Origin of the sequence: Marinobacter sp. DUT-1 (genome assembly GCF_050379415.1) — a bacterium.
Classification (GTDB): Bacteria; Pseudomonadota; Gammaproteobacteria; order Pseudomonadales; family Oleiphilaceae; genus Marinobacter.
This window is the reverse complement of record NZ_JBNRLS010000003.1, coordinates 479161-493927: the sequence shown is the minus strand read 5'-3', so window position 1 is coordinate 493927 and position 14767 is coordinate 479161. Positions and strand designations below refer to the sequence as shown.

General features: G+C 60.2%; 13 protein-coding genes. 8 read left to right on the top strand and 5 right to left on the bottom strand.

Going from position 1 to position 14767, the window contains the following annotated elements:
• Positions 1-302: 302 nt before the first annotated feature.
• The 6 genes from ACQUTG_RS12235 to ACQUTG_RS12210 all read left to right on the top strand — a co-directional run bounded on the left by ACQUTG_RS12235 (position 303) and on the right by ACQUTG_RS12210 (position 7542).
• The gene (locus tag ACQUTG_RS12235; protein ID WP_428919668.1) at positions 303-1706 is read left to right on the top strand and encodes a sodium:solute symporter family transporter; all 1404 of its coding nucleotides are present in this window, start codon (positions 303-305) and stop codon (positions 1704-1706) included.
• A gap of 3 nt (positions 1707-1709) precedes the next feature.
• On the top strand, positions 1710-2663 hold the full coding sequence (locus tag ACQUTG_RS12230; RefSeq protein WP_428919667.1) for a metallophosphoesterase family protein: 954 nt from the start codon (positions 1710-1712) through the stop codon (positions 2661-2663).
• Positions 2664-2812: 149 nt separating this feature from the next.
• Positions 2813-3328 carry a diaminobutyrate acetyltransferase gene (gene ectA / locus ACQUTG_RS12225; protein ID WP_091998752.1) on the top strand — a complete coding sequence of 172 codons (516 nt, stop codon included), beginning with the start codon at positions 2813-2815 and terminating at the stop codon, positions 3326-3328.
• Positions 3329-3515: 187 nt separating this feature from the next.
• Positions 3516-4784 carry a diaminobutyrate--2-oxoglutarate transaminase gene (gene ectB / locus ACQUTG_RS12220; RefSeq protein ID WP_428919666.1) on the top strand — a complete coding sequence of 423 codons (1269 nt, stop codon included), beginning with the start codon at positions 3516-3518 and terminating at the stop codon, positions 4782-4784.
• 51 nt (positions 4785-4835) lie between these two features.
• Positions 4836-6287, top strand: coding sequence for an aspartate kinase (locus ACQUTG_RS12215; protein ID WP_428919665.1), 1452 nt, complete (start codon positions 4836-4838; stop codon positions 6285-6287).
• Positions 6288-6543: 256 nt separating this feature from the next.
• Positions 6544-7542 carry a sigma-70 family RNA polymerase sigma factor gene (locus tag ACQUTG_RS12210; RefSeq protein WP_428919664.1) on the top strand — a complete coding sequence of 333 codons (999 nt, stop codon included), beginning with the start codon at positions 6544-6546 and terminating at the stop codon, positions 7540-7542.
• Between the two features lie 2 nt (positions 7543-7544).
• Here the strand turns inward: ACQUTG_RS12210 and ACQUTG_RS12205 are convergent, their stop codons facing one another.
• The 5 genes from ACQUTG_RS12205 to pdxH are packed head-to-tail and all read right to left on the bottom strand — an operon-like array spanning position 7545 to position 10342.
• A complete protein-coding gene (locus tag ACQUTG_RS12205) occupies positions 7545-8000 on the bottom strand; it encodes a DUF3429 domain-containing protein (protein WP_428919663.1) in 456 nt (151 codons plus the stop codon).
• The gene (locus tag ACQUTG_RS12200) at positions 7997-8302 is read right to left on the bottom strand and encodes a DUF6482 family protein (protein ID WP_428919662.1); all 306 of its coding nucleotides are present in this window, start codon (positions 8300-8302) and stop codon (positions 7997-7999) included. The genes ACQUTG_RS12205 and ACQUTG_RS12200 overlap by 4 nt, the downstream gene beginning before the upstream one ends.
• A 57-nt stretch (positions 8303-8359) precedes the next feature.
• A complete protein-coding gene (locus ACQUTG_RS12195) occupies positions 8360-8941 on the bottom strand; it encodes a DNA-3-methyladenine glycosylase I (RefSeq protein WP_428919661.1) in 582 nt (193 codons plus the stop codon).
• A gap of 8 nt (positions 8942-8949) precedes the next feature.
• Positions 8950-9690 (bottom strand): 4'-phosphopantetheinyl transferase family protein, encoded by a 741-nt coding sequence (locus ACQUTG_RS12190; protein WP_428919660.1) that lies wholly within the window; start codon positions 9688-9690, stop codon positions 8950-8952.
• Positions 9691-9706: 16 nt separating this feature from the next.
• On the bottom strand, positions 9707-10342 hold the full coding sequence (gene pdxH, locus ACQUTG_RS12185) for a pyridoxamine 5'-phosphate oxidase (protein ID WP_428919851.1): 636 nt from the start codon (positions 10340-10342) through the stop codon (positions 9707-9709).
• 219 nt (positions 10343-10561) lie between these two features.
• On the opposite strand from pdxH, the gene ACQUTG_RS12180 reads away from it, so the two are divergent.
• Positions 10562-11848: an MHYT domain-containing protein gene (locus tag ACQUTG_RS12180; RefSeq protein ID WP_428919659.1), complete on the top strand. Its 1287-nt coding sequence runs from the start codon at positions 10562-10564 to the stop codon at positions 11846-11848.
• Between the two features lie 85 nt (positions 11849-11933).
• Positions 11934-14765: a DUF748 domain-containing protein gene (locus ACQUTG_RS12175; protein ID WP_428919658.1), complete on the top strand. Its 2832-nt coding sequence runs from the start codon at positions 11934-11936 to the stop codon at positions 14763-14765.
• Positions 14766-14767 lie beyond the last annotated feature (2 nt).

The following is a 14767-nucleotide window of genomic DNA, read 5'->3' as shown; positions in this document are numbered from 1 at the left end:
TCAGACAATTTTTCCGGCGGAGAAAGTATCCCCACCCCCCAGACCGCGGAAACGATTTTGCTATTCGTTAGAAAAAGAAAAGATAGGAAACAAAGAAATTTGAGTTTTTGTGGTGACCAGCAGCTTTGATCGGGGAATTCACGAACCTGGTTGAACGAGGCGATGACAGGGATGGCGCGACCGAGCCCTACAGGGACGTATTCACGGGCGTTTTTTTGACCCCGTCCCTGTCATCGCCGGCACCACCGAAGCCAAGAAACCCCGGGAAGAGCCCCGGACAAAACAACAGACCGGAACGAAAGATGAACTTTACTGAAGCCTCCCTGTTCTGGGGATTTCTGCTGGTGTACGGCGTGGTGATGTACGTGCTGTCGCCGAAGAGCAAGAACGCGAATTCGTTCTATAAAGGCGCCGACGATCAGGGGAATCCGGTTGGTCAGTGGTCACTGACGGCCAGTATTTTTATCAGCTGGATCTTCGCCAAGTCGGTGACCAATGCAGCCAACCTGGGCGCGGCCTACGGGGTTGTCGGTGGTCTCGCCTATGCCAGCTACTGGTTGTCGATTCCGGTGGCCGGTTATGTGATCTACCTGATTCGGACCCAGACCGGGGCCCGCAGTTTGCAGGATTTTCTGACCTCGCGATTCGGCCGGCTGGCCAGTCTGGCGTTTGCGGCGGCGATCCTGATCCGGCTGTATAACGAGGTGTGGAGCAACACGGCGGTCGTGGGTGGTTACTTCGGTCTGCCCGGTGAGTGGGAGTATTACGCGGCGGCGATGGTCTTTACCGTGTTTACCCTGGCCTACAGCCTGAAAGGCGGGCTGCGTTCGTCGATCTTTACCGATGTGATCCAGGCTTTCGTGTTTGTGTTCTTTGTCGGGGCCGTGCTGTTCCTAATTGTTCCGGCCAATGATACCAGTGCCCTGCTTTCCAACGGTGAGTTCCGGCTGGATGCAGGCTTTGACCTGCTGCTCGTGGCCCTGCTTCAGCTGTTCAGTTATCCGTTCCACGACCCGGTACTGACCGACCGGGGATTCGTGAACAAGGAAAAGACCATGCTCAGGAGTTTTGTGGTCGCCGGTCTGCTGGGCTTTGTTGCGGTGTTCATTTTCAGCCTGGTCGGGGTTCATGCGCGGCTGAACGGTATCGAAGCCATGGGCAATGCGCCGGCGGCTGTGGGTCAGTCGCTCGGGCTGGCGGCGTTGTTCTTCATGAGTGTGGTGATGATGACCTCGGCCGGCTCCACCCTGGATTCCACGTTTACCTCGTTGGCGAAATCCCTGGCGGTGGACCTGCCACGACTTGCCAGGCGCGCAAAAGACCGTTTGCCCAGCATACGGGTTGGGGCTGTGGTGATGGTTGTGTTTGCCTTTGCTGGCAATCTCCCGATGTTTGCCGGCACCGACATCCTGAAGGCCACGACCATCTCCGGCACTATGGTGATGGGCCTGGCGCCGGTATTCCTGTTCTACGGCTTCACCCGCTGGTCGCCCTGGAGTTTTCACCTGAGTTTCTGGACCGGCCTGGGGCTGGGTGTCTTGCTGGCCGTGGGCCTGATTCCCCCAAGCTGGGCCATTGGTGACGGCAAATACGCCATGCTGCTGGGAGTGAATGCCTATGGCTTCCTGATCTGCTCCGCCGGGTTCTTTACGCCTCTGGTGCTAAGGCGCCTGGCGGGGCGCTCTCTGGCTGCCAGGGAGGCCTGATTCATGGCGAGGGAAGGTCGCAGTTGTCCCCTGGCGTACCGCTATGCTCCCGCTGACCTGTGCCGGCAGGCCAGCGAGTGTTCCGCCGATGTGCTGTATGTGATCGGCGGTCTCTACGGCAATATCCTTGCGCTGGACGAAATCGAGCGTATGGCCCGGGCGGAAGAGCGGGAGGGCCGGCGCGTCCAGTTGGTGTTCAACGGGGATTTCAATTGGTTCAATACCAGTGATGAACTGTTCCGGGCCGTCAATGAGCGGGTGCTCGGGCATACCGTCAGTCTGGGTAATGTCGAGTACGAGCTGGCCGATCCGAGCCCCGGCGCTGGTTGTGGTTGCGCTTATCCCGAGTTTGTCGATCAGGGCGTGGTGGAGCGGTCCAACCGGATCATTGAACGGCTACAGGGTGTGGCCTCAGCCCATCCAGATATCCAGATGCAGCTAGCTGATTTGCCACGGTATCGCTGCCTGATATTTGGAGGCCTAAAGGTTTTGGTGCTGCACGGCGATCCCGAATCCCTCGCCGGTTGGGGGCTGGCCCACGAGTCGTTTGCCGAAGGTAATGAAGCCAGCCTGTCGGAGTGGTTCAGTATGACCGGCGCCGACGCCATGGTGTGTACCCACACCTGCCTGCCGGTACTCTGGTCCGGGCTGGTGGCAGAGCAGGCGCGGCTGGTGGTCAACAATGGCTCTGCCGGCATGGGTAACCTGCATGGTGACCCCCGGGGGCTGATCACCCGCATCAGTGCATCCAGGCCCTCTGTTGAGCCCGTGGCAACGCTGGAGCGCCGTGGCCTGCACTTTTCACTGGTGCCCGTGGCCTTTGATCACCGGGCCTGGCTGACCCGGTTTGACGTACTCTGGCCGTCCGGTTCCGATGCCGAGATGTCCTATCGGAACCGGCTCCTCAGTGGTACTTCCCTGGCGCCCGGGGATGTCGTTTTTCCTTCCGGTTTTTAATCCAATTGTCACTGGCGATTGCTTCAATTCGGTCTATTCTTAAAGCGTGAGGACGGGCGTCTTGCCGTGGACAAATGGACCGCAACTTGAAATATATTTTGTGGTCTATATAATTCAGCACTAACTTTTAGAAGCGAATTGATCACGTTATGACATCAGAAGGTTCGAATACCACCGCCATCAGTCTTCGTACACCCACGAAGGATGATGGCTACAGGCTCCACCAGCTGGTGGCTGAGTGCCCGCCGCTGGACCCCAACTCGATTTACTGCAACCTGTTGCAGTGCAGCCACTTTGCCGAGACCGGCGTGGCCGCGGAGAAGGAAGGCGATCTGGTCGGCTTTATCTCCGGATACATCCCTCCCCAACAGCCCGAGACCGTGTTTGTCTGGCAGGTGGCGGTTCACGAGAAAGGTCGTGGACAGGGCCTCGCCAAGCGGATGCTCAAAGAGATCGTTTCCCGTGATGCGTGCAAAGACGTCACCCACATGGAGACGACCATCACCGAGGACAACGAGGCCTCCTGGGCGCTGTTCCGTTCATTCGCCCGTGATATGGGAGCCGAGCTCACCTACCACGAGCACTTCGAGAAAGAGAAACACTTCGGTGGCAAGCACGATTCCGAATTCCTGCTGCGCATCGGACCTTTCACGAAGCCTGTCTGAGAGCCCTGGTCTCACGATCTCTCATCGTGAATGACTGACTGTGATTTGGACTAGCCGGCAGACCACCCGAGGTAGGTCTGCCACCAAGGCTTAAACCAACGCACGGCGGGCTTGTCGCGACCGACATGTATTAACCGACAGGTCCCCGCGCATCTACCTCGAACCTGAAATGCTAAGAGGCAAGACAATGGAAATTTTCAAGTCGACCGAATCTGAAGTACGCGTTTATTCCCGTGCCTTTCCGGTGATTTTTAACCGTGCCAAGAACGCACATCTGTACACCGAAGACGGCAAGGAGTACCTGGATTTTCTGGCCGGCGCCGGTTCCCTGAACTACGGCCACAACAACGACATCCTGAAGAAAGCCCTGCTCGAGTACATCGAGGCAGACGGTGTGAGCCAGGGCCTGGACCTGTTCACCACCGCCAAGCACGACTTCATGGAGTCGTACAAGAAGTACATCCTTGATCCCCGTGGCCTGGACTACAAGATGCAGTTCACCGGCCCCACCGGTACCAACTGTGTGGAAGCGGCGATGAAGCTGGCCCGTAAGGTGAAAGGACGTACCAACATCATTTCCTTCACCAACGGGTTCCATGGCGTGACCGCCGGTGCTGTTGCCGCCACCGGTAACGAGCATCACCGCGGTGGTGTCGGTGTGCCGCTTGGTCACGTGGACTTCATGTTCTATGACGGCTACCTGGGTGAAGACGTGGACACCCTGGAGATCATGGACAAGGTGCTTTCAGACAGCTCCTCCGGTGTTGAACTGCCCGCTGCTGTGATCGTTGAGGCGGTCCAGGGTGAAGGTGGTCTGAACGCTGCCCGTGCCGAGTGGCTCAAAGGTCTGTCCGAGCTGTGCAAGAAGCACGATATCCTGCTGATCCTGGACGACATCCAGGCCGGTAACGGCCGGACCGGTGAGTTCTTCAGCTTTGAATTTGCCGGCATCAAGCCGGACATCGTGACCGTGTCCAAGTCCCTCAGTGGCTACGGCCTGCCGATGGCACTGGTGCTGTTCAAGCCGGAACTGGATGTCTGGGATCCGGGCGAGCACAACGGTACCTTCCGTGGTAACAACATGGCGTTCATCACTGCCCGTACCGCGATCGAGACTTACTGGAAGGACGACGCCTTTGCTAACGAAGTGAAGGCCAAGACCAAGGTTCTGGGCGATGCCCTGCAGGCCATCTGCGACAAGTACCCGGGCGAGTTCAAGATGAAGGGCCGGGGGCTGATGCGCGGTATCGAAGCGAAGGACGCGGATCTGACCGGTCCGATCACCAAGCGTGCCTTCGAGCGGGGCCTGATCATCGAGACCAGTGGTCCGAACGACGAAGTCATCAAATGCCTGATGCCGCTGACCACCAGTGAGGATGACCTCCGTAAGGGTGCCGCCCTGCTGGCGGAGAGTGTCGACGAGATCATGCAGGAAGGAGTCAGCGAAGCGTCGTAAGGCGCTCGCACTCCCGGGACATTCATTCTGCAGGATAGCGAAGGCAACTATATGACTACTGCACAGCATACCGTCGAGAAGATCGGCGGTACTTCCATGAGCAACTACGAGGCCGTTCGCGACAATATCATTATTGGTAATCGCAGCAAGGACGACCTGTACCAGCGCATCTTCGTCGTGTCCGCCTATGGTGGCGTGACCAACGAGCTGCTCGAACACAAGAAGACCGGTGAACCCGGGGTCTATGCCCTGTTTGCGGACGCCGAGTCGGACTGGGCCTGGGGCGACGACCTCACCAAGCTGGTGAAGTTCCTTACCGACATCAACGGTGAGCTGTTCCAGGATCCGATGCTCAAGCAGCAGGCGGACCAGTTCATCACCGACCGTATCGAGGGCGTTCGCGGCTGCCTGATCGATCTTCAGCGGCTGTGCTCCTATGGCCAGTTCCAGCTTGAGGAGCACCTGCTGACCGTCCGTGAGATGCTGGCGGGCATCGGTGAGGCCCACAGTGCCTTCAATACTGCCCTCAAACTGCAGCAGGAAGGTATCAACGCCCGTTTTGTCGACCTGACCGGCTGGCGCGACAGCGAGCTGCTGCCGCTCGATGAGAAGCTGAAGCAGGCCTTCGATGCCGTTGATCTGAGCCGGGAGCTGCCCATCGTGACCGGTTATGCCCAGTGCAAGGAAGGTCTGATGCGGACCTTTGACCGGGGCTACAGCGAGATGACCTTCAGCCGGGTGGCGGTGATCACCAACGCCCGTGAAGCCATCATCCACAAGGAATATCACCTGAGCTCCGCCGACCCGAACATCGTCGGCGCGGACAAGGTGGTACCCCTTGGGCGGACCAACTACGACGTGGCCGACCAGCTGGCCAACCTGGGTATGGAGGCGATCCACCCCCGTGCCGGTAAGGGGCTGCGCCAGAACGAGATCCCACTGCGGGTGATGAACACCTTCGAGCCGGAGCATACCGGTACCCTGATCACCGGTGATTACATCAGCGAGACCGCGCAGGTGGAAATCATTGCCGGCGCCAAGGGTGTGTTCGCCATCGAGGTGTTCGACCAGGACATGCAGGGCGAGCCGGGTTCCGACCGCAGGATCCTGGACGTACTGAGCCGCTTCAAGGTGCGCTTCATGTCCAAGGACACCAATGCCAATACCATCACCCACTACGTGGACAGCACGCTCAAGCATGTCAAGCGTGTGGTCAAGGCGCTGAAGGAGGAATTCCCGAACGCCGAGATCAATACCCGCAAGGTGGCCCTGGTATCGGCCATCGGCAGCGATATGAAAGTGCCGGGCATCCTGGCGCGTTCCGTCAAGTCGCTCGCGGATGAAGACATCAGCGTACTGGCGATTCACCAGTGCATGCGCCAGGTGGATATCCAGTTTGTGGTGGATGAGGACAATTATAAAAAGGCGATCAGTGCCCTGCATGCGAGCCTGATCGAGCCACACAACCACGAGTACGCCATCGTGGCGGCATCCATCGAGTAAAGGATTACCGGTGGGCGGAACCGGTCGCTCCGCTCATTGGTAATGGAGGACGTCTTGCCTCCAGATCGGGCGCCCGGTCGGCCGGCTCACCTGCGGTGAGTTCTTATGGCCGGGCGCGGCCGATCCCATGTGTTCCAGTCCCGACCCTTTCCTGATCTGACTCCTCCCTCCGCATTTGCCCCTACCACGCCAATCTGACCGCCCGCACCAAACGTATCTTTTTTCAAATCTTTTGACCCAGACCGGTACCGTAGCCATGCGAAACGATGACAGGCTGGGACCGTCTCCGACTCCGCCCAACGATGGTGAAAGGGATTCCCTGGTCGGGCTGTACTTCAGGGATGCGTCCCGTTATCACATACTGACAGACGATCAGGAACGGCGTCTGTCCCGAAAACTCTCCTTGTGTTTCCGGATTGTCAGCACCGAACTGGGACTGCCGGAATCGACACCCCAGACCTTCCGCGAGGTGATTGGCAGTCTTGGCGATGCCTGCGCATTTTCCACACGTTGCCGCCGGGCCTTTCATCTGGCCATGGCCTGCCGGCGCAAGCTGATCCAGAGCAACCTGCGTCTGGCCGTGCACATTGCCCGGAGATACAACCAGCACGGCATTCCCATGCCGGATCTGATCCAGGATGCCAATGTCGGCCTGATCAAGGCCGTGGAACGGTTTGATCCCACCAAGGGGTTTCGTTTCTCCACCTATGCCTACTGGTGGATCAGCGAGGAAGTGAAACGATGCCTGCAGCGGGGCACCCGAGTGGTCCACACGCCGGAGAACGTGGTGGACGAAATTCGTCAGCTCCAGAAAGTGTCGCTCCGCCTGCACCAGCAGCTTGGCCGCACGCCGTCCCAGTCCGAGCTGGCCAGTGCGATGGAGGCGACGCCGTCGAGGATTGGTGAACTGCGGGCGCTGGCGGCGCGGGAAGTGTCCACTGACGTACCGATCCTGGAGGACGGCTCGGCAACCATGGCGGACGCTCTACCGGCCGCAGATCAGGTGGCTCCGGACCATCCCATGTTCCAGCGGGACCGGCGTAGCGAGCTGCGGATGATGCTGAGCGAACTGAGCGACCGGGAGCAGGATATCCTGTCCCGGCGATTCGGTCTGGGCCTGCCCGATGCGGAGACGCTGCAGGTCATTTCCGATGCCCTGGGCATCAGCCGGGAACGGGTCCGCCAGATCGAGAAAGGTGCGCTGCGCAAACTGCAGAGCCGGTTCGGCTCCGCGGGAGATGAAACGGGCGCCTGAATTCAGGCGCCATGGAGAAGGAAGAACCAGGCACCGACCGTTACCTGACACACCAGGACCACGGCGGTCAGCACCAGACGCATGTGCCGGTACCATGCTGGCCAGTAGATCCTCATCCAGCGGGCGTCTACCAGATACAGCGCCATGTAGGCCAGGGTATAGACCATGACCTGAGCCGTTGTGGGGAGCAACAGACCAATGCCGGCAGTGACGAAGAAGGCCTGGCTCAGCAGCATGGTCACCAGCGGCGACAGCGGATAGCAGCGATTCTCAAGCTGCATGGAAATGGGCCAGTAGATGCCCGCCATGAATGCCAGGATGCCGGCGCTGTAGAGATAGAAATAGGCCAGGATCGCCACGCTGTTTCCGGGCATCAGGAACAGCCCGGCGGTACCGACAATGAACGGAATCAGTCCGGCGATGCCTACGAGGACCGCAAGTCGTGCCACAGAAATCACTGCCGCTGCCTCTGGATCGTGATTCTCATGGGTTCTATGTCGGCCGGCGCCATGCCGACCATCTCATGGTAGGCGGATGGGTGCACCACCTGGGTCTCGAGAATATGGAACGATCCGAGGCTGTCCTGGATTTGCCAGGCGCTGCGGAACAGCGCGGTCTTGCCCCCGGCATCGGATAGCAGGAGGATCTGGTCGCCTATAACCAGTCTGGCCATGTATTGCTGGCCTTCCAGGGATAGGATTTCCAGCAGGTCAACGACTAGGTCTTTGGTGTCCCTGAGTTCTTCGAGGGTGATTCTCACAGTGAATCTCCGGAGTTGGTGTTACCCCGGTATTTACGCACTTTCGGCGTGACAGGATCATCCGGCCAGCTGTGCACATTCATGATGTTGCGGGCAACCGGTCAGGTGGTCATTGACCATCCCGGTAGCTTGCATGAAAGCATAGACAATGGTGGGGCCGACGAAGGTGAAGCCCTGTTTCTTCAGCGCCCGAGACATGGCCTCGGATTCCCGGGTGGTGACGGGCACCTCGTCGAGCGTGCGCCACCGGTTCTGGATGGGTTGGCCATCCACAAAGGACCACAGGAAATCGGCAAACCCCTGGCCCCGTTCCCGAAGCGCCAGATAGCCCCGGGCATTGCGGATAATCGAATGAACTTTCAGGCGGTTACGGATGATGCCCGGGTTGGCCAGCAATTCGGCCACCTTGTCGTCACCATAGCGGACAATCCATTCGGGATCGAAGCCGTCATAGGCGGCCCGGTAACTGTCCTGTTTACGCAGGATGGTGATCCAGCTCAGGCCGGCCTGCTGGCCATCCAGGCAAAGCTTCTCGAACAGGGTCCGGTCGTCGTATTCGGGCCTTCCCCAGACAGTATCGTGATAATGCACGTAAAGCGGGTCGGTACCGCACCAGGGGCAGCGTCCGGATTCGGTCATGTTGCCTCTCACTCTGTCTTGGTTGCAGGGTGAATGATGCGCTGGACACGCGGTTCCCAGGAGGTGTCCAGGTCTTCCGCCTCACCCAGGCTGAAGTCCTCGGCCGGAGGTTGCAACAACTGGATGGAGGGCCAGCCAGGCTGGCCGGTCGCCCCGGGTTGCCGACAGACCAGCGTTACCAGGAACCCCTCGCATTCGTAACTGTAGGCCGACCAGTGGTTGTCCTGCTGGTCGCCATACAGCTCAAAACCTTCCAGCACCTCCAGAGTCTGCAGGTTATTGGCGATGCCGCGTCCGGTGGCTTTCAGCCAGGCTTCCTTTATGGTCCAGGTGACCAGGAAGTTGCCCGGATCATCGGCGCGAAAAAGCCATTCCTGCTCCCTGGGGGTAAACCAGCGTTTGACCACCTTGTGCCATTGAGGGTGCCGCTGCAGAGGCTCGATGTCGACCCCCAGGCCTGCCACCGGGCCGGCCACACAGGCCGACAGGCCATGGCTGTGACTCAGGGACAGGTAAAAGCCCGTTGGCACCTCCGAGCGATTCGGACGTCCGGGCACCGGACGACAGTCGGTGACCGGTTCGCCACTGGTGCGGCTGATGGCCTGGCGGATCAGCCAGCGGCTGGTCAGGTATTCCCGTTTGCGGGGGCCACCGAATTTCGCAACGGTCTTCCGTTCGTAGTCGGTGAGCCACTCCGGAACCTCGGGATCCCCGCCCGGCGTCTCGTGGCACAGCCAGATCCGCGGCATCTGCCTCGATCCTCGTTCAGGGTTGCAGTCTTTGGATGAGCCAGCCATCGCCTTCCCTCACATATTCGAAGCGATCATGAAGCCGGCTCGGTCGCCCCTGCCAGAACTCGATGCGCTCCGGAACCACCCGGTAACCGCCCCAGAAACTTGGCAGCGGGACTTCACCCTCAGAAAATTTGCGTCTGATTTCGGCCACCTTCTGTTCCAGCAGACCGCGGGACGTGATGGCCTTGCTCTGCTCGGATACCCAGGCACCAATCTGACTGCCCCGGGGCCGGGACGCGAAATAACGCAGGGATTCGGCCTTGCTGACCCTCTCGACCGCGCCCTGGATCCGTACCTGGCGATTCAGGCCAATCCAGGGGAACAACAGGGCTGCGCGGGGGTTTTGCTCGATCTCGAGAGCCTTGCGGCTACCGTAATTGGTATAGAACACGAAGCCCTGCTCATCAAAGTACTTGAGCAGAACCGTGCGCAGATCCGGCATGCCATCGTTGCCGGTAGTTGCCAGGGACATGGCGTTCGGCTCCAGTATGCCGGCTGTGCGGGCATCTTCGAACCAGTGCTGGAACTGCCGGACCGGATTGTCGTCCAGATGCTCCCGATCCAGGCCTTCGCTCTCGAAATCACGACGCATGTCGCCGATGTCCATCCACTCCTCCTCGTCTTGCTCAAACGCCGCGGTAACCATGTACAGGTACGGCTTCAGAGCATAGCGGGTTCGCACCTTTGTGTCAGTCGCAAGCACTGGCGGGACCTGTTGCTGTTGATTACATATCTATACATTTTTTTGAGAGCCAGTTCACATTGCCGGCGTAAAACCTCGGGCTTGCAGGCAGCCTTTACCCACAAAAATTGATGAGTACAGAAAATGATGACCCATTACGATCTATCGCTTGTAATAGCTTCATACGTGGTGGCTGTACTGGCCGCATACACGGCACTCTATTTCGGGGCCCGGCTCGGTTCCGTTGGCGACGGCAAACGGCTGCCCTGGCTGGTGACCGGAGGTCTGGCCATGGGCACCGGAGTCTGGACCATGCATTTTGTCGGCATGAAGGCCATGCCCATGGACATGGCGATGACCTTCGATACCGGCATGACTGTCATTTCCTGGCTGGCGGCGGTGCTCGCCTCCGGGGTTGCCCTGCACATCATCGGGCGGGAGAAGATCGGAGCAGGACTGTTTGCGGCCGCAACACTGATGATGTCCGGAGGTATTGTCGTCATGCATTACCTCGGTATGTACGCCATGCGAATGTCAGCGCCGCCGGTGTTCGACGGCGTCTGGCTGGCGGTCTCGATCGCCATTGCCGTTGCTGCCTCAGCCGCAGCCCTGGGTGTTTCCCGCAAGATCGGGTCCTTGCAGGGTAGTCGTGTCACGGTGGCCCGCTTCGGCGCGGCCCTGGTGATGGCGGCCGCCATCTGTGGCATGCATTACACCGGTATGCTTGCCATGACCTTCCCGGAGGGTGCCATGCCTGCGGCTGACAATGGCCTGCGTGGCGACTGGATGGGTATTCCCCTGGCGCTGTTCTGTGTCGCCCTGCTGGCCGTGAGCGTGTTCATTGCTTCTTTCGACATCCGACGGCAACGCCAGTTGGCCAGGCGGAAAGCAGCAGAAGATGACCGGGTTGCGCGCATGGCGTTCCTGGATGCGGCGACCGGGCTCCCCAACCGCTCCGCGATGGAGCAGCAGTTGCTGGATACCCTGGCCCGGGAAGATGCCCGGGAACATCCTTTTGCCTTGATCTACCTGGACATTGCCAACTATCGGGAGCTTTCCGGAAACCTGGGCTCGGAGTCCATGAACGCCGTACTCCGGGAAATCACACTCGCGATCAAGGGTCTGGTGCCGGAGCCGGTCTACATGGCCCGGTATTCCGCCAGTACCTTCTTCCTGATGGTGCCGGAATATTCCGATCCCTCCTACAGCTTCATGTACAAGCGACTGAGGGAGCTGGATCAGCGCATTGGCACGCCGGCCATGCCGGTAACCTGGCGGGCTGGCCAGTCGGTGTTTCCCCTCACCGGCAATTCCAGCCGTAAGCTGGTCCGGGCGGCGATGGTTCCCCGGGATCTGGACCAGATTGGCCAGTTCGACAATGTAAAGGCCGATCCCGACCTGGTTTTGCCGGGTCAGAGCACCGCAAGCTGACAAACGGACACCGGGCCGACTATCCTTGTGTCAGGCAAGGGGCTGATCCAGCCCCGGTTTTCCGCCGAACACAAAGGAGAGTTTCGTGGCCCGGAGCCGTCAAAAGAGTCGTCTACCGAGGAACCTCGCAATCGCGGTCCTCGTTCTGGTTGTTCTTTATGCCCTGGTGGGGTTCCTGCTGTTGCCCTGGTGGCTCAAGCGCAGCATCCCCGAGCAGCTGGATCAGCAAATGGGATGGCAGGGTGAGGTAACAGACCTTGCCATCAATCCGTTTGCCCTGACGGTGGAAGCGACGCAACTGTCTGCGAACGACAGTGACGGTGAGAAGGTCCTTGGCTTCGACCGGCTGTTTGTGAATCTCAGTTTTTTCCAGCTGTTCCGTGGCATTGTCGGTTTCCAGGAGATCCGCTTGCAGGAGCCCTACATCCGGGTTGACCTGCTCGAAGACTACAGCATCAATTTTGCCCGTGACTGGCACGCCGCTCACCCGGAATCACAGCAGGCCCCTGAACCCGAAACTCAAACGTCCGATCAGGACAGTGGTCCTCCGAAGTTGTTTTTCCAACAGCTGGCCATTGATGGTGGCGAACTCCTGTTCCGCGATTTCAGCCAGGCGGAACCGGCCGAGTTCCGGATCACGCCCCTGGACCTTGCTCTCAACGACCTGGCCACCTGGCCGCGGGGAGAGGGCGACAGCAACTACTACCTGCTGGCGGCCATCGGCAGCCAGACGGTTGAGTGGCAGGGCGATCTGAGTGTGACCCCGCTCTATTCCAGGGGTAGCCTGCGTATTGCCGACATCAGTTATGAAACCCTCGAACATTTCCTGGCACCCTACCTGCCCTACGACCTGCGTGGTGGCAGTGTCACCGTCCAGTCCGATTACGAGCTTCAGGCCGGCGAGGTGTTCTACCTGGCCACGGAGAATGGCGAGCTGTCTCTGGCGGACCTGGCGGTCGCGCTTGACGCGGAGTCCGAGGGCGCCCGGCTTACCAGCAGCCGTATCGGCGTTGACCAGATCGGGTTTGACCTGACCGCCCGGGAGGCTAACGTAGGACAGGTGACGGTCGATAATCTGGATCTGGCCGTCGCCCGCGATGCCGGCGGATCGATCGACTGGCTGGCGCCGCTGGCGGGTGACAGCAGCCGTGCAGAGGCTGAGGAATCCGGGCTGGAGTCCGCGGCCGACACCAGGCCGTTCCGGTGGTCGGTGGACGGCATCCGCATTGCTCGCTCCGCGGTGCGCTGGCAGGATCAGGTACCCGCCACCGAGGCAGATCTGCGGCTGCGGGACATTTCCCTCTCCACCGGAACCATCAGCCACCGATTGGAAGAGCCGGTGAGCTATGATTTCAGTGCGACTCTGGCCAGCGGTGGCCGGCTGGCGCTGCAGGGTCAGGTGACACCGGCACCTTTTACCTTCGAAGCAGCGGTGTCCGGATCCCAGGTCACTCTGTCCGCCTTTGAACCCTACCTGCAGCAAGGTGCGAATCTTAGCGTGGCCGGCGGTCAACTGGGTTTTGACGGCAATCTCGACCTGGACAGCCAGCAGGAACCGATGACCGGAACTTTCAGTGGCACTGCAGAGGTCAGCAACCTCAATCTGCGCCTGGCTGGCCAGCAGGACCGGCTGCTGTCCTGGCAGACGCTGCGTCTTGCCCCTATCGAATACAACGTCAGCCCCGCGCGCCTGGAAATCGGCACTATCAGCGTGGTGCAGCCGGTTGCCAACATCGTGCGCGGGACCGATGCCGTCCATAACGTCGAGCGGATTCCGGTGTCCGGCGGCGAATCGTCCGCAGACACCCAGGCTGAGGAAACCACGGCCTCCGAAAACGGGCAGCCCTCGTTTATCTTCCGGATCGGGGAGCTGGCCATCGAGAACGGTTCGGTGGCCTACACGGACCGGACCCTGAGTCCGGCCTTTACCACTTCGTTTGACGAGCTTTCCGGCTCGGTCATCGGGATCAGCAATATCCCGCCGCAACAGGGCAAGGTGTCTCTGCGGGGCCGGGTTGGCCGGGTGGGTAAGGTGGACTTCCAGGGCACCCTCGGCACTCTGGGCACCGATGACGTCAGTGATCTCACGCTGGCCATGGACAACCTGTCCCTGCCGGAACTGTCACCCTATTTCGGCCGTTACCTCGGTTACGGCGTAGACAGCGGGAAGCTCAACCTGGACCTGGATTACGAGATTGCCGGCAGCCGGATTGACGCCTCGAACCTGGTTGTTATGGACCGGCTGGAGCTGGGCCAGGCGGTGGTCAGTGATGAAGCCGTCAATGCGCCGGTAAAACTGGGTCTGGCACTGCTCCGGGACCGGGATGGTGTCATCGAGGTGAACCTTCCGATCAGCGGCGACCTGTCGGATCCGGAGTTCAGTGTCGGCCAGGTGGTCATGCGTGCGTTCGTGAATCTGTTGGTGAAGGCGGCGGCCTCACCGTTCAGCATGCTCGGTTCGATTGCGGAGATGGCAGGTCTGACGGGCGAGGATCTTGGCCAGGTCAGTTTCGTGCCTGGCAGTGTCGAGCTGGCGGGAGGTGAGGCGGCCAAACTGTCGGCGCTGGCCGATGCCCTGCGCGAGCGTCCCGAGTTGTTATTGAACGTGCGTGGTGCGGTGTCGCCGGAAACCGACGGACTGGCTCTGTTGCGGGACGAGCTGACCGATGGCGGCCAGAGCGAAATGTCCGAGGAGGCCTGGGCACGGGCCCGCGAGGCCTATCTGTCGGGTGAACGGAATTTGCCGCCGGAGGCCCTCAACAATCTGGCCCGGGATCGGGGCCTGGCGGTTCGCCAGCTGCTGACCGATACCCAGGGGGTTTCGGCCGATCAGCTGTTCCTTCTGGACCCGGTGCGGGATGCCCAGGTGGGTGCCGAGGGCAATGTGGTGGCGCCCTTTACCCTGGATGTCCGCTGAGA